Below are 22,892 nucleotides of genomic sequence, written 5' to 3' on the forward strand. Positions count from 1 at the left end.
ATAACTACATTTAAGCAAGAGAATTTTTTTGAGGAGGAATTGGAGTGTACAAAATCATTAAGAAACAAATTTTATCTTCATCTATTAAGCTAATGGAAATTGAAGCTCCTAAAGTTGCTGCAAAAGCAAAAGCAGGGCAATTTATAATTGTACGAGCAAATGAAACCGGTGAACGAATTCCCTTAACTATAGCAGATTCTAATAAAAATACTGGCATAATTACAATTATTTTTCAGGAAGTTGGTTACTCCACATTAGAGTTAGGCCGTATGGAAGTAGGACAAAGTGTAACTGATTTTGTTGGTCCTTTGGGGAAACCTTCAGAAATTGAAAACTATGGTGAAATTATATGTGTTGGGGGGGGAATAGGTATAGCACCTATTTATCCAATTGCAAAAGCGTTAAAAAATGCAGGCAATAAAGTAATTTCAATCATCGGTGCCAGGACAAAAGAACTACTATTTTGGGATGATCAAATGCGCCAAATAAGCGATGAACTTTACATTGCCACTGACGATGGTTCTTACGGCCAGCAAGGTTTTGTCACGGACATTCTCAAAAATTTTTTAGAACAAAGAAAGCAAATTGCAAAGGTTTGGGCTATAGGTCCTGTTGTTATGATGCGAGCCGCTTCCAATATAACAAAAGCCTTTCATGTTCCTACCATTGTTAGTATGAATCCAATTATGGTTGATGGTACGGGAATGTGCGGCGCATGCCGAGTTGCCGTTAACCAAGAAACGAAATTTGCTTGTGTTGACGGGCCAGAATTCGATGGCCACTTGGTTGACTGGGATTTAGCAGAACGTCGATTAAATATGTTTAAAGAGGAAGAAAAAGTTATTTTAGATAAAAAATTGTGGAGGTGATTGTAGGTGTCGCTAAATTTAAACCGGGTAGCAATGCCTGTCCAAAAGGCAACTGAAAGGGTTAACAATTTTGGAGAAGTTGCTTTGGGCTATGATGAAAAAATGGCTGTTGAAGAAGCTAATCGTTGTATTCAATGTAAAAAGCCAACCTGTATTAAAGGTTGTCCAGTAGGTGTGAAAATACCTGAATTTATTCAACTGATTAAAGAAAAAAAAGTCCCTGAGGCTGTAAGTAAAATTAAGGAAAAGAATAGCTTTCCTGCTATTTGTGGACGTGTTTGTCCCCAAGAAAACCAGTGCGAAAAATATTGTGTTTTAGCCAAAAAAAAAGCTCCCGTGGCCATAGGAAGATTGGAAAGATTTGCAGCTGACTATATGTTAGATAATCGCGAAGAAAGTTATGAAGTTCCTTCAGATACGGGGTATAAAGTTGCTATTGTTGGTGCTGGGCCAGCTGGGCTTACATGCGCTGCTGATTTAGCAAAATTAGGCCATAAAGTAACAATCTTTGAAGCTTTACACGTACCTGGTGGTGTTTTAATGTATGGAATACCAGAATTCCGTTTGCCAAAAAATATTGTAAAAACAGAAATTGAAAACTTAAAGAAATTAGGAGTAGAAATTGAATTAAATTATGTGGTTGGAATGCTGGATACTGTAGACGAATTATTAGAACAAGGTTATAATGCTGTATTTATTGGGACCGGCGCGGGACTACCTTATTTTATGAATATACCTGGTGAAAATTTAAATGGAGTATACTCGGCAAATGAATTTTTAACTAGAACAAATTTAATGAAAGCCTATGATTTTCCTAATAATTCTACTCCAATAAAAGTTGGTGAAAAAGTAGCTGTTATTGGAGCAGGGAACGTAGCTATGGATGCTGCACGTACAGCATTACGTTTAGGGGCAAAAGAATCCTATATTGTATATCGACGATCCCAGGAAGAAATTCCTGCAAGACACGAAGAATTAGAACATGCAGTGGAGGAAGGTGTACAGCTTAAGCTCTTAATTAGTCCAACCGAAATACATGGTGATAAAAACGGCTGGGTCAAAGGAATGACATGTATAAATTACGAATTAGGGGAGCCTGATGCTAGCGGACGGCGGAAACCAATAGCCATAAAAGGTTCTGAACACTATTTTAGTATTGATACTGTTGTAATGGCTATTGGTCAAGGTCCAAATCCCCTTGTCTTAAAAACTACTCCTGGATTAGAGCTAAATAAGTATGGAAACATTGTTGCTAATGAAAATGGGCAAACATCTAAACAAGGTGTTTTTGCTGGAGGTGATATTGTAACTGGTGCTGCTACAGTTATTCTAGCTATGGGAGCTGGTAGAAAGGCTGCCAAGGCCATTGACGAGTATCTAAAAACAATATCTAATAATTAGAATATTAATTTAGGAGGTTGTTTAAATGAGTGAGATATTTGATATGCCATTTAGGAAGGTTATCGAGGTTTCAGCTTCTAAGTCTCCAACTCCAGGCGGAGGAAGTGTCTCTGCCATGTCAGCTTGTTTTGGCGCTGCGATGCTATCAATGGTGGGTAATTTAACTACAGGCAAAGAAAAATATCAAGATGTTGAAGCTGATATTCAAAGTATTCTTAAGAAACTTGACTCTATTCTTAAAGAGTTAGAAGTTTTAGTTGAAAAAGATATAAATGATTTTAACAATTTCATGACTATAATAAAAATGCCTAAAGAGACAGAAGAACAAAAACAACAAAAAGAAAATTTAAAACAAAAAGCATTAAAAGACGCAACAGATACACCATTAAAAATTGCTAAAACATGTTTGGAAGGACTAAAAATCGCAAAAGAAATAGCTTTAATAGGAAATAAGGGTGCAATTAGTGATGTTGGTGTTGGAGCATATGTTTTAGAATCAGCCTTAAATAGTGTATTGCTAAGTGTTGATATCAACCTTCCAAGTATTAAGGACGAATTATATAAACAAAATGTTATTAAAGATAAAGATAAAATTGTAAATGAAGCAAAAGAAATATTAAACAAAACTATTGAAGTAGTTCAACAAAGAATTAATCAATGAGTAGTCCTAATTTTCCACACACGTTAACTGTAACTGAATTAAATAACCATCTAAAATCTTTAATTGAGAATAACTTGTTGTTACAAAACTTTTGGATACGCGGTGAAATATCAAATTTAAAACTGGCTACTTCTGGACATATTTATTTTACTTTGAAAGATAAATATTCCCGTATAAAATCAGTAATGTTCCGCTCTGCTGCACAAAAGTTGCTTTTTAGTTTAGCCAATGGAATGGAAGTATTGTTAAGGGCATATTTGTCTATTTATAATAAAGAAGGAATCTATCAATTATATGTCCAAGAAATACACCATCTAGGTTTAGGGAATTTAAAAATTGCTTATGAACAGCTCAAGGATAAATTAAAAAGAGAAGGACTATTTGAGCTTGATCAAAAACAAACGATACCAATTTTATCTAATAAAATTGGTATCGTTACTTCATTAACCGGCTCTGTTTTACATGATATTATTAGTATAATATCTCAAAACTTTCCGAACTTAAACATAATTATTTGTCCTGCTGCTGTGCAAGGTTCAGAAGCTCCTTATGAAATTGCGCAGGCAATAAAAAAGTTAAATATCTACAATGATGTCGAGATAATAATTTTAGCACGAGGCGGAGGTTCAATTGAGGAGTTATGGGCTTTTAATACCGAAGAAGTAGCTAGAGCTATATACGCCTCTAAGATTCCTATAATTTCAGCAATTGGGCATGAAACAGATTTTACAATAGCAGATTTGGTAGCAGACTTGAGGGCACCTACTCCATCTGCTGCTGCAGAATTAGTGTCCTCTCAAAAAAGAAGATTTCAAGATGAATTACGCCAAAAAAAGTTTTATCTCGTGAAAAATATCTATAATTATTTAGAAAATTGTCATTTGGGGCTTAAAAAAGTATTGGAGAGCAATGCTTTTAAATATCCTTTTAGTAATCTAAGAGAACACAAACAATCATTGGAATATACAAAAAAACAGATTCAAGTTCTAGTTAAGAACATTTTAAAAGGAAAAAGGAATGAAGTAGCCCATTATGCAGAAAAATTAAATACACTAAGCCCTTTAGCAGTTCTCCAACGTGGTTATGCTATTTGTAAGGATTCTAACGGTAATTTAATTACTGACGCGAACCAAGTCCAAGAGGGAGAAAATATAGAAATACAACTAAAATACGGGGAATTATTCTGCTTAGTCCAGCATCAAATTAAGGAGTAAATAATGAAGAAAATTTCATATGAAGAGGCAATGCAACGTCTGGAAATTTTGATTAAAGAGTTAGAAGCAGGAAATGATTCATTGGATGGTGCTTTAGCTAAATTTGAGGAGGGTGTTAAGCTTATTCAGTATTGTCAACAAAAATTAAATAAAGTTGAGCAAAAAATAAGTGTTTTAATTGAAAGTGGACTAAATAATTTACAAGTTGAGCCATGGAAAGCAGAGGAAGGACAAAATGAATCTTAAATTATATTTACAACAAAGAAAAGACATTATTAACCAAGCCTTGGAGCAACAGTTGCCCAGCAATGAACAATACCCTCAAAATATATATAAGGCTATGCGACATAGCATTTTTGCTGGTGGGAAAAGAATACGTCCAATTCTTACCTTGGCAACTTGTGAACTTATCAGTGATGACTATGAAAGAGCAATTCCTGCTGCATGTGCAATTGAGTGTATTCATACATATTCTTTGATACATGACGATTTGCCTGCTATGGATAATGATGATTATCGGCGAGGTGTTCCAACTTGTCATAAGGTATATGGGGAAGCAATTGCAATTTTAGCCGGTGATGCTTTACTAACTTATGCATTTCAAATTTTAGCTGAAGACCAGTTAGTAAGTAATTATAATCCAGCAGTGGCTATTCGACTTATCCATGAGATTAGCAGTGCCTGTGGGCCTTTCGGTTTAATTGGTGGACAGGTGTTAGACATTGAGTCTGAAAATAAAAAAGTTGATGAACAAACATTAAAATATATTCATCAAAATAAAACAGGAGCTTTAATTACAACATCAATTAGGGCGGGGGCGATTTTAGGAGGAGCGACGGAAGAACAATTAGATGCTCTGACCAGTTACGGAAAATTCCTTGGTTTGGCATTTCAAATTACTGATGATATACTTGATATTGAAGGAAGTATAGAGAATTTAGGTAAACAACCTGGTAGCGACCTTAAAAATAGCAAAGTAACTTTTCCTGCAGTCTATGGACTTGAGGAAGCTAAAGTACGAGCTAATAAGGCAGTTGAAGACGCTATAGATAGTTTACATATTTTTGGCGATAAAAGTGCTTGCCTAAAAAATTTAGCAAAATTTATTCTAGAGCGCTCTAATTAATCTGTGGCTTTTTTGTATAATGGTAATTTAATATTTGAATTTTTAATAAATTTATGTTAAAATAAATATTTATATAATACCATGGGTGGTGCAGTATTCTAGTCAGTATTACCAATTTTGAAGGCGGGCCTAAAAATCCGTCAAGGGCATAGCGATGAAGTTCCTGGTAGTGGCTTTCGACGCCCAGTTGGGGGTTACTGCTGGGAGTTAAGGGGGATGGGGCAATCTACAATGGCATGTAGGCGTTGACCCCGCCCCCGTGGAGACCCAAGTTCGTGGTTAATTATAACATTAATTATGGCTTGGGATAGAAACCTGCATGTTGGTACAAAAATGCTAGCTGCAGTGTAGCCTGCCTTGAGTGGTATTGGTGGATTAGAGTAACCTCTTATTAAGGGATTAAGGCCTTAAACCTTAATAAGTTTCTTTGAAACCACTACTGCAAAAGAGGCTAGAATTTGGTTAGTACTGTTGGGGAAAACCCCTAGACTGTTTGTTCATACGGGATTAAAGTATGTGCTAAGTGGAAATCTAGTCCTGAATTTGGTGACAATTCAGAGCAGCTTTTAAAGGGAAACCGCTAGTTTGGTAACGAACAGTAAGCTGTTGGGAAATCCTACTGGACCTAAGCCATAAAGTTTACCGTATGAATTACCACCCATTCTTATCATATATACGGAGGAATATCCATGGGCCAAAATGATAATAATACCAATGCTTCTATAAAACATGCTCTTTTTATAAGCATGTGTGCCTTTTTATTGGCCGTTGGTATTGGCGTTGGCTCCCAAGGCCTATTAAAAAATATTTCTTCATTAATATTAGCTTTTACTTTGCTTACATTAATTATACTTATAGGTATTATATTTGATATTATCGGTACTGCTGTAGCTGCTGCTACTGAAGTCCCTTTTCATGCTAAAGCTGCACGTAAGGTTTCTGGTGCAAAACAAGCTATATTGTTAATCAGAAATGCGGATAAAGTGGCAAATTTCTGTAATGATGTTGTAGGAGATGTTAGTGGGACTCTGAGTGGAGCAATTGGTGCGACAATAATTAGCTCTTTAATCCTGAGTGGGAATGAAAGCCATCTTGTTATAGGCGGAACAATCATGACCGGTTTTATTGCCGCTTTAACTGTCGGAGGAAAGGCATTAGGAAAAAGTTTTGCTATTAATGAAGCAGATAACATTATATTTAAAGTAGGAAAAATACTAGCATGGGTTGAAAATATAATTAGAATTAATCTTCTTTGGATTGAAAGAAAGAAAGGTAGAAAAACATGACTTCTTTGGAAAGTATAACTGGTCCCGAATCTATACATGATTATACTATAAAAGATCTAGAGAAAACCGCGACTAAAATTAGACGGCAAATTATTGATACAGTTTCTAAAAACGGAGGACATTTAGCACCTAATTTAGGTGTTGTTGAATTAACTCTGGCCTTACATAAAGTATTTGACTCTCCCAATGATAAAATTATCTGGGATGTTGGTCATCAATCATATGTACATAAAATTTTAACGGGAAGATTGCAAAATTTTCATACTTTAAGGCAATATGGGGGATTAAGTGGCTTTCCTAAAAGATCTGAAAGTATTCATGATCCTTTTGAGACTGGACATAGTAGCACTTCTATTTCAGCTGCACTTGGACTAGCTTTAGCTAGGGATCTGAATGGAGATAAACATGAGGTTGTAGCCGTTATTGGTGATGGTGCTCTTACAGGTGGAATGGCTTTTGAAGCTTTAAATAATGCAGGTCATCTTGGAACACATTTATTAGTAGTACTTAACGATAATGAAATGTCTATCTCATCGAATGTTGGTGCTTTATCTGCCTATTTAAGTCGTATACGAACTGAACCTTTTTACTCCAAAAGTAAAGAGGAAATAGAAAATATTTTACGAAAATTACCTACTATAGGTGATAAAGTTGTTCGTGTAGCAGATAAAGTTAAAGATAGTTTGAAGTATTTAATTGTACCAGGCGTTTTATTTGAAGAGCTAGGTTTTACGTACCTAGGTCCCATTGACGGGCATAACATTGGAGTCATGAAAAGTGTCTTTGAAAGAGGAAAGCAAACTAAAGGACCCGTACTAATTCATGTTGTAACTAAAAAAGGTAAAGGTTATAAGCCTGCTGAGTTAAACCCTGATTTATATCATGGAGTAGGCCCTTTTGATATTTCTACAGGAAAAATACAAAAAAAGGATAAGATTTCAAATTATACAGAGGTTTTTGGCAAAAAGATAGTAGAAATGGGTAAGAATTATCCGAAATTAGTTGCAATTACTGCCGCAATGGCTTCTGGCACTGGATTAAGTAAATTTGCTAAAATTTTTCCAGACCGTTTTTTTGACGTAGGAATTGCAGAACAACATGCAGTTACATTAGCTGCTGGTTTAGCTGCTGGTGGGTATAAACCAGTTGTCGCTATTTACTCAACATTTTTGCAAAGGGCATTTGATCAAGTATTGCATGATGTTTGCATGCAAAAGTTACCAGTAATTTTTGCAGTTGACCGTGCAGGGCTCGTGGGTGAAGATGGGGAAACTCATCAAGGTGTTTATGACATTTCCTTTTTGCGAACTATACCAAATTTAACGATGTTAGCACCAAAAGACGAATACGAATTGGAAGAGATGTTTGAGTTTTGTCTAAATCTAGAAAGCCCATCAGTAATCCGTTATCCAAGAGGAAGCGGTATTGGGGAGAGGGCAATAATTTCTCAACAAAAAATACAAATTTCCAAACCGGAAGTGTTGCGTAAAGGGAAAAATTTAGCTATTATAGCTTCCGGTCCCATTATATATGATTGTCTGGTTGCTGCTAATTACCTTAGTAAAAAAGGTATTGATGCAGCTGTAGTAAATTCTAGGTTTATTAAGCCTTTAGATATTAATTTTATTCGTGATATAGTGAATAAGTATAAGGTACTAGTTACTGTGGAAGAGCATACTTTAGCTGGAGGATTTGGAAGTGCTGTAATGGAAGCTGTAGCCAGAGCTGGGGAAACTGCTAACTTTCTATGTATTGGACTGCCTGATCAATTTATAACTCACGGCAATGTAAGTACTCTTCGTTCAATATTTGGCTTAGATGCCCAAGGAATCTACAACCAAATTTTGCATTACCTACAAAACAATTACTACAAGAAAACAAGGAGTAATTTATTATGAAAAAAGAGCGTTTAGATATACTTCTTGTACAAAGTGGATTCTATAGTAGCCGCGAGAAAGCAAAGGCAGCTATCATGGCAGGGTTAATTTTAGTAAATGGAGAAAAAATTGATAAGCCTGGTACCTTAGTGCCTGTTGACTCTACACTGAAAAAAACTGGAAACGATCTTCCATTTGTGAGTAGGGGAGGATTAAAATTACAAAAAGCTTTACAAGTTTTTCCTATTAATTTAAATGATAAAATTATTTTAGATGTGGGTTCTTCTACAGGGGGCTTTACTCATTGCGCTTTGCTTAATGGAGCAGCTAAAGTATTTGCGGTGGATGTAGGCTATGGTCAATTAGCCTGGCAATTACGTCAGGATCCTAGAGTAATTTCTTTAGAACGTACCAACGTTAGATTTTTGTCACCTGATAATTTGGGTATGAAAGCAGATATTAGTACCATTGATGTATCTTTTATATCCCTTTCTAAGGTTTTTCCAACTGTTAAGAATTGTTTAAAAGAAAATGGGCAGATTATCGCTTTAATTAAACCTCAATTTGAAGCTGGTAAAGAAAAGGTTGGGAAAAAGGGAGTAGTTAAAGATCCTACAGTTCACCAGGAAGTAATTTTGAACGTTATACGTGAAGCACAAGCCCAAAGCATGTACGTCGCTGGATTAACTTTTTCTCCTATAACAGGATCAGAAGGAAATATTGAGTATCTGATTTGGTTAAAATGTGAAGGATTGGATCATATAGATTTAAAAAAACTAGTTGTTGATACTGTTATTGAAGCACATACTAAGCACCGAAAAAAGATAGCAGATAACGAGTAAATATGAATTCTTTCGACTTTTTATTGATAGGTATTATTATAGGATTAATTTTATATTATTGCATAGCAAAAAAATATAAAAGAAAAAAGAATCAAACTAGGCTTAAAGTGGCTAAACAGGCCGAAACTGCCGCTGCTAGATTACTACTAAAAGCAGGATATGAAATTATTGCTTCCCAAAAGAAGATTCAATATAGTCTAAAATTTGATGGTCAAACAATTAAAAATTTAGTTATAGCAGATTTCATTGTTCAAAAAAAAAATAAGACATATCTTGTTGAAGTTAAAACTGGAAAACAAACTTTAAAGCCGACTGCTCCTGCAATTAGGAGACAGTTATTAGAATATTTTTTAGTTTTTAAAACTGATGGTATTATCCTTATAGATATGAATGAAAAGATATTTCATGAAATAGAGTTTGCTTTTTCTAGAGCTAACGTAGACTTTAATACTAAAGCAGTTATAGTGTCTTTTCTACTTGGAATTTTTTTGACTTGTTTTCTTTTACTAAACTTAGGATATTTTTAGGGAGCGTTTTAGATTGAAAAAAATAGGGCTAGTAGTAAATCTTCAAAAAGAGGAAGCCATTAAGGTGGGCCAGGAATTAGCTGGCTGGTTCTCAAAAAAAGGAGTTACTATCTGTGTACCACCAAATAGCGCTAGATATTTTAGTGATAGTAAGGTGGAAGTGCTAGATAGTAAAGGGCTTCAGACAATAGAATGTATTTTAGTATTAGGTGGAGATGGTACTTTATTAACTACAGCCCGTGAAATAATAGATTATTCTATCCCAATTTTAGGAATCAATTTAGGACAACTTGGATTTTTAACTTCTTTGGAGTTAGCAGATCTATACTATGGTATGGAATGTCTGCTAGTTGGCGAATATACAGTCGATAAGCGAATGATGTTAGAGGCAGTAGTAATTCGAAACAAGAATGTAGTTGGTAAATTTTTTGCCTTAAATGATATTGTTGTTACAAAAGGGGCTTTTTCAAGAATGATTAGGCTTGAAATAGGTATCTCAGGACAGTATGCTGCAACATATCCTGCCGATGGCTTAATAATTTCTACTCCGACTGGTTCAACTGCATATTCCTTATCAGCTGGGGGGCCTATAGTTGCTCCCGATTTAGAAGTCATGATTTTAACTCCAATCTGTCCGCATACACTTTACTCCAGACCTTTGGTTATTTCACCTTATAATGAGGTAACTATTACATTAACTACTACTAACGCAGAAGTGATGCTTACCTTAGACGGGCAGTATGGCTTTCGCCTAGAAAAAAAAGACCAAGTAATAGTAAAAAAGGCCAGTACCACAACAAATTTAATTCGTTTTGCGACTAGAAATTTTTTTGATGTACTTAGGGAAAAACTAAATAAGGGTGGGCGATAATGAGTTTGCGTTTATATCAGAATGCAGTGGATATAAGCCATAATGTTTTGGCAAGTATATTATGCCCTGGTGATATAGTTTTGGACGGTACAGCAGGTAACGGAAACGATACAGTATTTTTAGCAAATCTAGTAGGAAAAACCGGTAAGGTTTATGCCTTTGACATACAAGAGGAAGCTCTTAAAAAAACCAAGGAAAAAATTATTAATCTAAAGATTCATACGCATCTTGAATTAATTCAAGATGGGCATGAAAATTTGGACAAATATATAACATCACCTATTAAAGCGGCTGTTTTTAATTTAGGCTACCTCCCAGGAGGAAATAAAAAAATTATTACTAAACCTGAATCTACGGTTTTAGCAGTACAGAAAGCTATGTGCTTTTTATGCAAAAAAGGTGTTATTTCATTAGTAATCTACACTGGGCATCCAGGGGGCCTGGAAGAATGGGAAGCTTTAAAAATGTTTCTATGCGGTTTACCTCAAAGCAAGTATGATGTACTTACATATAATTATTTAAATAGGCATAATTGTTGTCCTTTCCTAGTTATTATTCAATCACTTACAAGTCCAAATATTTATATAGGAGGTTAGAACATGAAGGAAGGACGACATCGTAAGATACTAGAAATTATTTCAAATCTTGCCATAGAAACTCAAGAAGAGCTAGCAAATGCCTTAAAAGAAGAAGGTTATGATGTAACACAAGCTACTGTTTCGAGGGATATTAAAGAGTTAGGACTTGTTAAAACATTAGTTGGAGAAAATCGTTACTGCTATTCATTACCACAGGAAAACAAACTGGGAAATGCTTATAATCGTTTATCAAAATTATTTGCAGATTCGGTTATTTATATAGATTACAGTGAAAATCTGATTATAATAAAAACACTACCAGGTACGGCCCATGCCATAGCGTCCTGCATTGACCATATTGAGATAAAAGAGATTATTGGTACCGTAGCTGGAGATGATACTATTTTAATAATAGTAAAACCGAAGGAAGCCGTAGTGTATGTTCTAGAAAATTTAAAAAAAATGCTGGGATAGCTTTAAATTATCGGGGGATAAAATAATGCTAAGAGAGCTAACAATTAAAAATTTTGCTTTAATTGATAGTTTAACTATTGAATTATCTGATGGCTTCAATGTTTTGACAGGTGAGACTGGAGCAGGAAAATCAATTATAATAGATGCTATTGGAATTTTGATAGGAGACAGGGCCTCTTGCGATTTTATCCGGGAAGGCTGCGATAAAGCAATAATTGAAGGATATTTTGATTTTTCGAACGAAGAAGAATTAATTGATAAACTTAAAGAAACGGGTTTATTAGATAATGAGGTTAATGATATATTACTATCTCGTGAAATTACGCGAATAGGTAAAAATGTTTGCCGAATTAACGGTCGCATGGTATCACTAAATTTATATCAAGAGTTAGGAAGAGAACTTATAGATATCCATGGGCAAAATCAAGAACAGTCTTTATTTTCAACTGCTAAACAATTAATGCTATTAGATCTTTTTGGTGGGAAAAAGATCTTAGATAAGAAAATTATTGTCAAGAACTTATTTGATGAAATGTCTATCCTGCAAGTAAAGTTGGATAATATTAAAAGTAATTTACTTGATAAGGAAAATAAGATTGACTTTTTAAAATATCAAATCGCAGAAATTGCTGAGGCAAATTTACAACCTAAGGAAGATGATGATTTAGTTCAGGAAAAAAATATTTTAGCCAATAGTGAAAAGTTGTCAAAATCAACTGCCCTTATTTATCGATATTTGTTTAGCGGTGATAAAGAAATTCAATCAGCCTATGACTCCTTGGGTTTAGCTTTAAATGAAATGGAAGTACTCGTTTCATTAGATCCACGTTTCATGTCGATAAAGAATGGTATGGAATCTATTATGTACCAGTTAGAAGATTATGCACGTGAAGTTGAGAAATATAGTGAAAATATAGAACATGATCCATATAAATTAGATGCAATTGAACAAAGGTTAGATTTAATTAAGCAGCTTAAGAGAAAATATGGTCAAAATATTGAAGATATTTTATGCTATTTTGCAAATATACAAGAACAACTTAGTCGATTAGAAGATAGTGAAAATGAAGTTGATCAACTAAATTTACAATTGGAGAAAATCAGACAGGATTACCTGAAGGAATGCCTAGAGTTGTCCGAAATTAGAAAGGAAAAAGCCCTAGAACTACAGGTTATGCTGAACGATGCTTTAGTTGATTTGGAATTACCTAATAGCCAATTTGAAATTAAAGTTGAAACTTTAGACAAATATCAATCTAATGGCATAGATACTGTACATTTCTTATTTAGCTCTAATATTGGTGAAAATTTAAAAAATTTGGAAAAAGTCGCTTCGGGTGGAGAAATCTCTAGAGTTATGTTGGCTTTTAAGAGCGTTCTAGCTGAAGTAGATGTCATACCAACACTAATCTTTGATGAAATAGATACGGGTGTAGGCGGCAGTGCAATTCTTTCATTAGGAAATAAGTTATCAAAATTAGCTCTTAAAAAGCAAGTAATTTGTGTTACACATTCACCACAACTTGCAAGTTTTGGTGATACCCATTTTCATATTTATAAGCAAATTATAAAAGATAGGACTTTAACTAAAATTAAGAAATTGCAACACCAGGAGAGAATAGAAGAAATTGCTAGAATGCTTGGTGGTATTGATCGATTAGAAGGAGCCAGGGAGCATGCAGAAAAAATGCTAAACTTTGCTTTCAATGAAAAATGCGTTTAAAAGCGCATTTTTTTGTTTTAAACACAAAAATTACATAAAAGAAAAGAAAGTTTAAGTAGCAATCATTTAAGCAGCTGATATTTAAATCGGAAAAATAAGTGCTTTTATATTCGGCATAAAAAAAACTTGTCTGGACATTTTAAAAATACACTCGAGTTTTAAATGCCGGCAATTTTTAAGTAGGAGGGAGAGTTTTAAGGTAGGGTAAGGGAGTGAGTTTCAAAATATGAAACAAAATAAATATCAAAAAACACTAGGAATCTTGTTTTCTGTTCTTATACTAACCCTCTGCCTTACACCACAAGCAAGAAGTTTTTTTAATATGCCTCAGGAACAAACAGTTATTGTTGGCGAAGAAATTAAGTTTAACCTAAACTTTCCACAACAGTTTTTGCAAAAATTAAGTTTTTATGTATCACCTTCAAGTGGTAATTTATTACAAATTAAAGAAAATGATTTCAAGCAAAATACTTTCAACTTAGCTGATGGTTGGCCTGTAGCTTCTAATCCAGGTAAATTAAATTTGGAAATGAAACTTTTTGGGTTTATACCAATCAAAACTGTTACCGTTAATATCTTTCCAGAAGTCAAAGTTATTCCAGGTGGACACTCTATTGGCGTATTAATGCATTCCAAAGGAATTATGGTTATCGGCTTTTCTCCTATTAGTGATAAAAATAATAAAAAACAATATCCAGCCAAAAAAGCAGGATTGGAAATAGGAGACATTATTTTAGCAATCAATGGGCAAACAGTTAAGACAGACGGTGAAGCTGCACAGCTAATTGACAAATTAGGTGAAAAAGGAAATGCTATAAATGTTTTAATTAAACGCAATGATAAGCAACTTTTACTTAAAGTTAAACCTATTTATTGCTCAGAGACTAAAAGGAATCGAGTAGGGCTTTACATCAGAGATAGTGCGGCAGGAGTTGGTACGCTAACATTTATTGAACCAAATTCACACTGCTATGGTGCTTTGGGACATATTATTGCTGATACAGACACAAATAAACAAATTGCCTTAGGTGAAGGGAAAATAATTAATGCATCTATTCAAGGAATAAATCAAGGAGAAAAAGGTCGCCCAGGGGAAAAAATTGGAACATTTTTAGACAATACAACTCTTACTGGAGATATTAAAAAGAATACTCCCTACGGAATTTTTGGAAAGCTGGATAAAGTGGTAGAAAATAATCTTTATCCAGAACCAATTCCTATCGCCTTGGGAAGCCATATAAAAACCGGGAAAGCAGAAATATTAACTGTTGTAAATAATGAAAAAATTGAGCGTTTTAATATCAAAATAGAAAAAGTTATGCCACAACACAGCCCTGATGGAAAAGGTTTAATAATTCGAATCACAGATCCTCGATTACTAAAAATAACTGGAGGAATTGTACAGGGCATGAGCGGAAGTCCAATTATTCAAAATGGTAGTTTAGTTGGAGCTGTAACCCATGTGTTTATTAATGATCCTACTAGAGGTTATGGTATTTTAGCAGAATGGATGTTACTAGAAACAGGTTTATTAAATAATAATATTCATAATATTGGCAAAGGAGCTTTAAGCTCCTTTTTTTGTCGAACCATATTACTTTCTAGTATAATAATAAGTAACGTGAGAAGTTTTTGGTTTTTAAGTAGTAAGGGAGGATTAACAGTTTTTTACGTCGAATATTTATTCTACTAGAAAAAAATTACAGTGTTTTATAGGGGGCGTGTTTAGAATAATGGGGGAAAAAATAAATATTTTACTTGTTGATGATAATAAAGAATTTTGTGATATTTTAGATGAATATTTATCAGCTCAAGAGGATTTCTCAATTGCAGGGGTTGCAAATAATGGTCTGGAAGCAGTAAAGCTAATCCAAGAATTAAATCCTAGTGTAATTGTACTTGATATAATAATGCCGCATTTAGATGGAATTGGCGTTTTAGAAAAATTGAATAATATGGCTTTGCCTCAACGTCCAAAGGTTATTATTCTAACTACTTTAGGGCAAGAATTTATGACTCAGCGCTCAGTTGAGTTAGGGGCAGATTATTATATTTTAAAACCTTTTGATCTAGATGTTTTAGGTACAAGAATAAGACAAATGTTTAAAGGTGTTACAGCCAACTCAGGACATCAGCCTGTTGTAATTAAAAATCGTAATCTAGATGTTGAAGTTACGAAAATCATCCACCAAATGGGTGTTCCTGCACACATTAAAGGATACCAGTATTTACGCGATGCTATTTTATTTGTCATTGACGAAATTAATCTGCTAGGGGCAGTAACTAAGGAACTATATCCAATGATTGCACAAAAATATTTAACCACGCCTAGTCGGGTTGAAAGAGCTATACGTCACGCTATTGAATTAGCTTGGGATCGTGGTAATGTAGAAATGATGAATAACTTTTTCGGTTATACAATTAATGTGGAAAGGGGTAAACCCACTAACTCAGAATTTATTGCGATGGTCGCCGATAAACTTCGTATTGGCGCAAAAGTTAGCTAAACAATTAAAAAAACCGTAAAAAACCTTTTTTATTGCTTAAGCAAGTAAAAAGGTTTTTATTTATTTATTTATTTTTTTTTTTTGTATTTTTTTCTATTTATTCTACATACTAACAACAATAGTTTAATTTGAGGTTTATAAATGAATATTAAAGGCAAAGTAAAAAAAGATCAAAAAACAAAAGAATTAGTTAAAAGATTAAGTATTAACGATATTGCAGTTATTAACCATTGCGATCTAGATGAAATTGCCGCATTGGCTTTAATTAAAGCTAAGCCTAAGGCCATAATTAATACGGGTGTTTCTATTACCGGCAAATACCCTAACTGGGGACCATTAAAGATTATTGAGGCAGGTATTTTATTAGTAGAAGGATTAAGTACATATTTTTTTTCTTTAGTTGAAGATGGAAAAGATATTGAAATTGAAGACAATGTTATAAAATATGAAAATTATGAATTTCGCGGAGTTGTACTAAATAAAAAAAGTGTACTTAAAAAGATTAATGACAGCCAAGAAAATTATGAAAAAGAGCTTACTAGTTTTGTTAATAACACTTTAGAATATGCCGCGAAGGAAATAGATATTATAACTAACAAATATCAATTTCCTAATTTAAAAACAGAAATTAAAAAACAACAAGTGTTGATAGTTGTTCGTGGTCAAAATTATGAAGAAGATTTGAAAACTATAAAACCTTATATAAAGGAAGTAGGTCCAATTTTAATAGGGGTTGATGGAGGTGCAGATGCATTAATCGAGCATGGGTATAAACCCCATATTATTATTGGAGACATGGATAGCGTTTCCGATGAAACTTTACTTTGCGGAGCCGAGTTAATTGTTCATGCCTATTCTAATGGAACAGCACCCGGGTTAGAAAGGTTAGAAAATTTAGGCTTATGTGCCCACGTCCTTCCAATACCAGGAACAAGCGAAGATATAGCTATGTTATTAGCTTATGAAAAAGGTGCTGATTTGATTGTAGCCGTTGGCACACATTCTAACGTTATAGACTTTTTAAATAAGGGAAGGAAAGGTATGTCAAGTACATTTTTAGTACGGCTTAAGGTAGGCTCAATATTAGTTGATGCCAAAGGAGTAAGTAAACTTTACCATGGTAAAGTAAAACTAAGGGATATGCTTAAGATAGTCTTTGCAGCCTTGATTCCTTTAATAATTATTATTGTTGTTTCGCCAACAACATACCAACTTGTTAGACTAGTTGCTATTCGATTTAAACTGCTTTTTAGTTTTTAGTTTGTTGGAGGTAAATCCAAGTGTTAGTTACGGCATTAATTCCCGTATATAATGAAGAAAAAAAAATAGAGCAAACAATTAATAGCCTAAAAAGAATTGATTTAATAGACAATATTATCGTTATTGACGATGGCTCAACAGATAATACAGTCTCAAAGATACAAAGTTCAGAAGTTAAGATAATTAAACTGAAAAATAATCAAGGTAAAGGACAAGCGCTAAATCAGGGAGCATTAAATATTTCAGGAGATATCATACTACTCGTTGATGGAGATTTAGGAGAAACAGCAATTGAAGCGGAAAAGCTAATCAGACCAATTTTAGCAGGAGAAGCAGATGTAACTATTGCTAAATTTCCTTATTTACAAGGGCAAAAAGGGGGATTCGGAATTGTTAAAGGATTGGCTTTTTGGAGTGTTTATCTGGCCAGCGGATTTAAATGCCACTCTGTTTTATCGGGACAGCGAGCTATGGTATATAAAGCTTTTAAAGAACAACTTCCGTTTACTAGTGGGTATAGTGCAGAAGTGGCTTCAACAATTAAGTTGGTCAACTTAGGTTATCGCATTTTAGAAGTGCCTGTCCAGATGAGCCATAATTTTACCAGGAGAAACCTTGCGGGATTTTATCATAGAGGTAAACAATTCTGGCATATCTTCTTATTCCTTGCCAGAAGGTGGTTGTGTAAATGTTAGGCCAAGCAAAATTAATGATTTTAATATTATTTTTAGGCTTATTTAATGGATGGATAATAAGACCAATTATTTTTAATTTTTTAGTTAGTAAATCATTAGTATCTGATAACTACAAAGGTAAAAAAGTAATTACAGCGGCAGGAATTAGTTTGTTTTTTAGTTTTATTACTACTGTTTTTACACTAGAGCTCATTAAACCTGAGCAAGAAATTCCTTTATTGTTATTATGGGGAGTTTCTTTAGTTAGCATGGTAGGCTTTTGGGATGATATTTGGGAAGATTCTCACACAAAGGGATTAAAAGGACATATTAAAGCGCTTACTGAAGGTAGACTTACTACTGGAGCGATGAAAGCAATTGTAGGTTTGTTGGTAGCATTTTTTGTCAGTCGTAATTTTAGCACTAACCTATTTTCTTTGGCATTAAATATCTTAATTCTTGCTTTAACTATAAATGCCTTAAATCTTTTTGATTTAAGACCTGGCAGGGCAATTAAAATTTTTTATATTGCCTTTTTTGGACTTTTATTTACTCATCCTTGGGAGAATGAAACTCTTTGGCTGTTAGCACTGGCTGGAACGTTATTTGTCTATGCACCATGGGATTTATCTGGCAGAGCAATGCTTGGTGATACAGGCTCCAATTTACTTGGATTTTTTATAGGATACAACTTCGTAGTTTTAGTCTCAACACCTAATAAGATTTTAATTGTGTTGTTTCTTTTATTAGTTCACTGGTATAGTGAACATTATTCATTAACAGAGCTAATTAGTAAAAGAAAGCTACTTAACTTTCTTGATCGTTTAGGTAGACCAGAAGTTTGAAAGGTTGATAAAGTTGTTTAGCTATGAACAGGGGCAAGTAACTAAAGTTATTGAAAAAAATGATTATGTTACTGAAATAATAGTACTTGTTAGCGGTAAAGAAGAAAAGGCTATAAATTATAACTTGCTAACAGGACCAGTTGGTTTAGGGGATAGGGTAATATTAAATACAACTGCTGTTCGTTTGAACTTAGGCACAGGTGGTTATCATTTTGTAATTAATAATTTAAAACAAATTGAACAACCGATTAAAGGTTCAGGACATATTATGAAGATGCGCTATACTCCTTTTCAAATTAAGGTATTAAGTGTGGAAGAAGCAACTAGCCCTTTTCATAATGTAATGTCAACTGCTAATAATTTGAATAATACGCCAGTAATTATTGGAACATTGCACAGCATGTTAACACCCATTACTTGGGGGATAAAAACCAGGTCTAGCAGAGATTTAAAAGTCATCTGTGTTATGACTGACGGAGCAGCTCTACCTTTAGCTTTTAGCAAAACAATACCACAGCTACGCAAAAAAAAATTGATCCATGGCACCATAACCATAGGCAACGCGTTTGGCGGAGACATTGAAGCAGTTAATATCTATTCTGGATTGCTTGCTGCAAAGCATGTACTAAAAGCTGATATTATTGTTGTTACTATGGGGCCTGGAATAGTAGGAACAGGTACAAAATGGGGCTTCAGCGGTATAGAACAAGGTCAGATAATAAACGCAGTGGAATCTCTTGGAGGAATTCCAATTGCTGTACCCAGAATAAGTTTTGTGGACCAGCGTCAGCGCCATTATGGGCTTAGCCACCATACAATTACTGTGTTAGAAAAAATTGCTTTAGCACCTGCTATTGTTCCCTTAGCAAAACTGTATTTTCCAAAATTGAAGTATGTCCTAAAGCAATGGAAAGAAGCTAACTTAGGTAAAAAACATTTTTTGAAGATAATTGATGTACATAAGTCTTTAAATGAATTAATTCAAACAGATTTAAAAGTTTCAACTATGGGAAGGAAAATACATGAGGATCAGGAATTCTTTGCTACAGCAGTTGCGTCCGGGGCAATGGCTGTTAAATATTTAATTAAATGACCTATTTAGAAATTCGATTAAAGTACAGTCGTTTTGTAAATTCTTTAAAAATTTTTTAAATTCCTTTGCCCTACCAATAAAAGTTAAAGATGTTTTTGTTATATATACTTCCATTTATTTTTCCCTCCTGTAATTTTTATCCAAGTTGTATTATTATATGAACAAGTCCAAAAAATATGAGGTGCTTAAAATGGAAGAAACAAAGAAATCGCAGTTAATTTATGATGGTAAAATAATTAAAGTTAGATTAGATGAAGTAAAGCTATTAAACGGCAAATATGCAAAAAGGGAAATTGTAGAACATCCTGGTGCAGCGGCAATTATAGCGTTATTTCCAACAAATGAGATATTATTAGTAAAACAGTATCGTAAAGCTTTAGAAAAAACACTATATGAGTTACCGGCTGGGAAGTTGGAAAAAGGGGAATTGCCAGAAAAAAGTGCGGCTAGGGAATTATTAGAAGAAACTGGAATAAAGGCAGGAAAAATAATAAAAGTTTTATCTTTTTATACATCTCCTGGCTTCTGTAACGAAACGATTTATTTATTTTTGGCTGAAGATTTACAAGAGAAGTCACAGCAATTGGATGAAGATGAGTTTTTAACCATTGAAAAAGTACCCCTTACTAAAGCTCATAGTATGATTTTAAATGGGCAAATTGAAGATGCCAAAACTATTATAGGTATTCTATGGTTAACGAATCACTATGGTAACGCTTAATAAATTTCAACCCCAAGTTATTTTTCGAACTGATGCATCAGGAGCATGGCAAGCAGGTAAAAATAATGATGTTGTAGTTATCGTTGATATTATAGATATGAGTACAACCTTAGAATGTGCCTTGGAAGCCGGAGCTTTAGCTGTTTTTGGAGCTAGTACAGATCATTGTAAATTTAACATACCGTTAGGCCCAGAGGTGATTGGCTATAAAGCCGGAAGATTGGGAATAGAAAACCAGTCTTCTATTGTGATAGTAACTGAGCCTCGATGGGGGAAAAAAATTGACTTAATTAATAGTTGCAGTAAAACTTTAAAAGGTATAGAAAAAACCGGTGCCGTTATTAAGGATATTATCCCCAATTTAGGGACAGCCTCAGCTAAGATGTGTGATTTTAAAAACAAAGTTGTTATTGCAGTTACTGACTGTGGTGGAGTAGCTTACGATGCGGCATATACAGCAGGTGGCACTGTTTTAACAGGTACAATAGCAAGAACCCTTAATCAAAAAGGGACCAAACCTGCTTTGTCCGCTGTGAACAGATCCTTAGAACTTGCTATAAAGCTAAAAAAAAATATTAGCGTTGTTGCGGCTAGTGCAAATTCTTTTGAAGATGTTTTAGCAGCACAATATATTGTACAAAAATTATTAGAACGAATACGTTGCTGCTAGCTAGTTGGTATAATGTTCCTTCTAAAAACATACCTATTACAAGAATGGTTTTAGGAGGCATTTTTATGGCAATTAGTCTATGGGATAAATTTAAAAAACATGTCAATGATAATATTATTCTTTATATAAGCATAAGTATAGTTTTACTGCTAGGGATAGTATGCGGATCTCTAGGGGTTAAAATGCTAGAAAATAACGAGGAACAAGATTTAATAAATCTTATAGATTCTTTTTGCACTACTTTTCCTAGTTCTGAAGTTCAATCAGGGTTTTTATTAAAAAAATGTTTGATTGCTAATTTTAAGATTTTAAGTCTTATCTGGTTTTTAGGACTCACAGTAATAGGTGCACCACTAATTCTTATTGTTGTAGGCATTAAAGGCTTTTATCTTGGTTTTACTGCAGGATTTTTAATTCAAGAGAAAGGTTTACTTGGTATTTTATTTACTACTTTAGCATTAATGCCTCAAAATATTTTTAACATGCCAGCTTTAATGATAGCTGGTGTTTTAGCAATTTCATTTTCATTTTGGCTTTTAAAAAGACACGTCAGGGAAGGCAGAATTCAATTATGGCGTCATTTTATCTCCTATACTTTATGTTTGAGTGTTTTGGCACTTTTATTTACTATAGGGTCATTTATAGAAGCTTATTTTACACCAATGTTAATTAAACTAGTTATAGCATATCTTTAGAAGGAGTTTAGAGAATACATGTGGAATATTTTTAGGAAAAGGTTCTCCACTTCCATGTAGAAAGGTTAGTTTAGATGACGACTGCCATAGAAGAATTTATTCATTATTTGGCCGTAGAGAGAGGTTTAGCAGAGAATACAATTGAATCATATTATAGAGATTTAAATTCATTTTCAAAATATGCAAAACAATTTTTAGAAGTAAAATCTATTACTGAGGTTAATAAGAATGTTATTTTACGATATCTTTTATTTTTAAAGAAGGAAGGTAAAGCTCCCACTACTCTTTCCAGGCATATTGCAGCCCTAAAGTCCTTTTATCATTTTCTGCGACGAGAAAATATGGCAGATGAAGACCCTACTGAAGCTATTACAGGTCCAAAGCCAACTCGTAAACTTCCTAAGATCTTAAGCACTGAAGAAGTAAACTTACTCCTTTCACAACCGGATTCTTCGACACCAGCTGGTACAAGAGATAGATGTATGTTTGAATTAATGTATGCTACAGGCTTAAGGGTAAGCGAACTACTTTCCCTTACTGTAAATCAAGTGAATTGTGAAACTGGATTTATTCAGTGCCTGGGAAAGGGAAGCAAAGAAAGAATAGTACCATTTGGTAGAATTGCTTTAGAAAGTTTAATTGCGTATTTGAATTTTGGACGAGTTAAACTTGCTAAAATGCCAAACGAAAATGCCCTATTTCTTAACCAAAGCGGATCCAAGCTAAGTAGGCAAGGTTTCTGGAAAATATTAAAAAAGTATGCGGAAAGAGCGGGTATTACCAAGGTTATTACTCCGCACACTATCCGACATTCTTTTGCGACTCATTTATTGGAAAATGGAGCAGACTTAAGAGTAGTACAAGAAATGTTAGGACATGCAGATATAACTACAACTCAAATTTACACTCACTTAACTAGGAACCATATCAAGGAAGTATATAATAAGACTCATCCTAGAGCCAAATTGGAGTGAAAAA

At 33.9% G+C, this 22,892-nt stretch carries 24 protein-coding genes; all 24 read left to right on the plus strand.

Features of this window, described 5'->3' with window-relative positions:
* Window positions 1–44: 44 nt before the first annotated feature.
* Complete coding sequence (locus tag RDV78_06245) at window positions 45–869, plus strand: sulfide/dihydroorotate dehydrogenase-like FAD/NAD-binding protein (GenBank protein MDS1030093.1); 825 nt, start codon at window positions 45–47, stop codon at window positions 867–869.
* A 33-nt stretch (window positions 870–902) separates the two neighbouring features.
* Window positions 903–2,270 (plus strand): NADPH-dependent glutamate synthase, encoded by a 1,368-nt coding sequence (gltA, locus tag RDV78_06250; GenBank protein MDS1030094.1) that lies wholly within the window; start codon window positions 903–905, stop codon window positions 2,268–2,270.
* 25 nt (window positions 2,271–2,295) lie between these two features.
* Window positions 2,296–2,931 (plus strand): cyclodeaminase/cyclohydrolase family protein, encoded by a 636-nt coding sequence (locus tag RDV78_06255; protein ID MDS1030095.1) that lies wholly within the window; start codon window positions 2,296–2,298, stop codon window positions 2,929–2,931.
* The gene (gene xseA, locus RDV78_06260; protein ID MDS1030096.1) at window positions 2,928–4,145 is read left to right on the plus strand and encodes an exodeoxyribonuclease VII large subunit; all 1,218 of its coding nucleotides are present in this window, start codon (window positions 2,928–2,930) and stop codon (window positions 4,143–4,145) included. The genes RDV78_06255 and xseA overlap by 4 nt, the downstream gene beginning before the upstream one ends.
* Before the next feature lie 3 nt (window positions 4,146–4,148).
* Complete coding sequence (locus RDV78_06265; protein ID MDS1030097.1) at window positions 4,149–4,391, plus strand: exodeoxyribonuclease VII small subunit; 243 nt, start codon at window positions 4,149–4,151, stop codon at window positions 4,389–4,391.
* Window positions 4,381–5,271, plus strand: a complete 891-nt coding sequence (locus RDV78_06270) for a polyprenyl synthetase family protein (protein MDS1030098.1) — start codon at window positions 4,381–4,383, stop codon at window positions 5,269–5,271. The genes RDV78_06265 and RDV78_06270 overlap by 11 nt, the downstream gene beginning before the upstream one ends.
* A 689-nt stretch (window positions 5,272–5,960) precedes the next feature.
* Entirely contained in the window at window positions 5,961–6,557 is a 597-nt protein-coding gene (locus RDV78_06275; protein MDS1030099.1) for a hypothetical protein, read from the plus strand.
* Window positions 6,554–8,455 (plus strand): 1-deoxy-D-xylulose-5-phosphate synthase, encoded by a 1,902-nt coding sequence (gene dxs / locus RDV78_06280; protein MDS1030100.1) that lies wholly within the window; start codon window positions 6,554–6,556, stop codon window positions 8,453–8,455. The genes RDV78_06275 and dxs overlap by 4 nt, the downstream gene beginning before the upstream one ends.
* Window positions 8,452–9,276: a TlyA family RNA methyltransferase gene (locus tag RDV78_06285; GenBank protein MDS1030101.1), complete on the plus strand. Its 825-nt coding sequence runs from the start codon at window positions 8,452–8,454 to the stop codon at window positions 9,274–9,276. Before dxs ends, RDV78_06285 begins: the two co-directional genes overlap by 4 nt.
* 2 nt (window positions 9,277–9,278) lie before the next feature.
* Complete coding sequence (locus tag RDV78_06290; GenBank protein MDS1030102.1) at window positions 9,279–9,803, plus strand: GxxExxY protein; 525 nt, start codon at window positions 9,279–9,281, stop codon at window positions 9,801–9,803.
* Window positions 9,804–9,816: 13 nt separating this feature from the next.
* On the plus strand, window positions 9,817–10,674 hold the full coding sequence (locus RDV78_06295; GenBank protein ID MDS1030103.1) for an NAD(+)/NADH kinase: 858 nt from the start codon (window positions 9,817–9,819) through the stop codon (window positions 10,672–10,674).
* Window positions 10,674–11,270, plus strand: a complete 597-nt coding sequence (locus RDV78_06300) for a class I SAM-dependent methyltransferase (GenBank protein MDS1030104.1) — start codon at window positions 10,674–10,676, stop codon at window positions 11,268–11,270. Before RDV78_06295 ends, RDV78_06300 begins: the two co-directional genes overlap by 1 nt.
* 3 nt (window positions 11,271–11,273) lie before the next feature.
* Entirely contained in the window at window positions 11,274–11,726 is a 453-nt protein-coding gene (gene argR, locus RDV78_06305) for an arginine repressor (GenBank protein MDS1030105.1), read from the plus strand.
* A gap of 25 nt (window positions 11,727–11,751) precedes the next feature.
* Window positions 11,752–13,449: a DNA repair protein RecN gene (gene recN / locus RDV78_06310; protein ID MDS1030106.1), complete on the plus strand. Its 1,698-nt coding sequence runs from the start codon at window positions 11,752–11,754 to the stop codon at window positions 13,447–13,449.
* A 226-nt stretch (window positions 13,450–13,675) separates the two neighbouring features.
* Entirely contained in the window at window positions 13,676–15,142 is a 1,467-nt protein-coding gene (gene spoIVB / locus RDV78_06315) for a SpoIVB peptidase (protein MDS1030107.1), read from the plus strand.
* A gap of 40 nt (window positions 15,143–15,182) precedes the next feature.
* Window positions 15,183–15,956 carry a sporulation transcription factor Spo0A gene (gene spo0A / locus RDV78_06320; GenBank protein MDS1030108.1) on the plus strand — a complete coding sequence of 258 codons (774 nt, stop codon included), beginning with the start codon at window positions 15,183–15,185 and terminating at the stop codon, window positions 15,954–15,956.
* 141 nt (window positions 15,957–16,097) lie between these two features.
* Window positions 16,098–17,216: a putative cytokinetic ring protein SteA gene (steA, locus tag RDV78_06325; GenBank protein ID MDS1030109.1), complete on the plus strand. Its 1,119-nt coding sequence runs from the start codon at window positions 16,098–16,100 to the stop codon at window positions 17,214–17,216.
* 20 nt (window positions 17,217–17,236) lie between these two features.
* Window positions 17,237–17,911: a glycosyltransferase family 2 protein gene (locus RDV78_06330; GenBank protein MDS1030110.1), complete on the plus strand. Its 675-nt coding sequence runs from the start codon at window positions 17,237–17,239 to the stop codon at window positions 17,909–17,911.
* Window positions 17,905–18,735: a hypothetical protein gene (locus RDV78_06335; protein MDS1030111.1), complete on the plus strand. Its 831-nt coding sequence runs from the start codon at window positions 17,905–17,907 to the stop codon at window positions 18,733–18,735. Before RDV78_06330 ends, RDV78_06335 begins: the two co-directional genes overlap by 7 nt.
* Window positions 18,736–18,748: 13 nt before the next feature.
* Complete coding sequence (locus RDV78_06340; protein ID MDS1030112.1) at window positions 18,749–19,828, plus strand: DUF3866 family protein; 1,080 nt, start codon at window positions 18,749–18,751, stop codon at window positions 19,826–19,828.
* Window positions 19,829–20,018: 190 nt separating this feature from the next.
* A complete protein-coding gene (locus RDV78_06345) occupies window positions 20,019–20,549 on the plus strand; it encodes an NUDIX hydrolase (GenBank protein MDS1030113.1) in 531 nt (176 codons plus the stop codon).
* Complete coding sequence (locus RDV78_06350) at window positions 20,536–21,219, plus strand: hypothetical protein (protein MDS1030114.1); 684 nt, start codon at window positions 20,536–20,538, stop codon at window positions 21,217–21,219. The genes RDV78_06345 and RDV78_06350 overlap by 14 nt, the downstream gene beginning before the upstream one ends.
* Before the next feature lie 65 nt (window positions 21,220–21,284).
* A complete protein-coding gene (gene spoIIM, locus RDV78_06355) occupies window positions 21,285–21,914 on the plus strand; it encodes a stage II sporulation protein M (protein ID MDS1030115.1) in 630 nt (209 codons plus the stop codon).
* Window positions 21,915–21,988: 74 nt separating this feature from the next.
* Window positions 21,989–22,888 (plus strand): site-specific tyrosine recombinase XerD, encoded by a 900-nt coding sequence (xerD, locus tag RDV78_06360; protein ID MDS1030116.1) that lies wholly within the window; start codon window positions 21,989–21,991, stop codon window positions 22,886–22,888.
* Window positions 22,889–22,892 lie beyond the last annotated feature (4 nt).

The organism is Bacillota bacterium LX-D (assembly GCA_031628995.1).
Taxonomy (GTDB): domain Bacteria; phylum Bacillota; class DUOV01; order DUOV01; family Zhaonellaceae; genus JAVLUO01.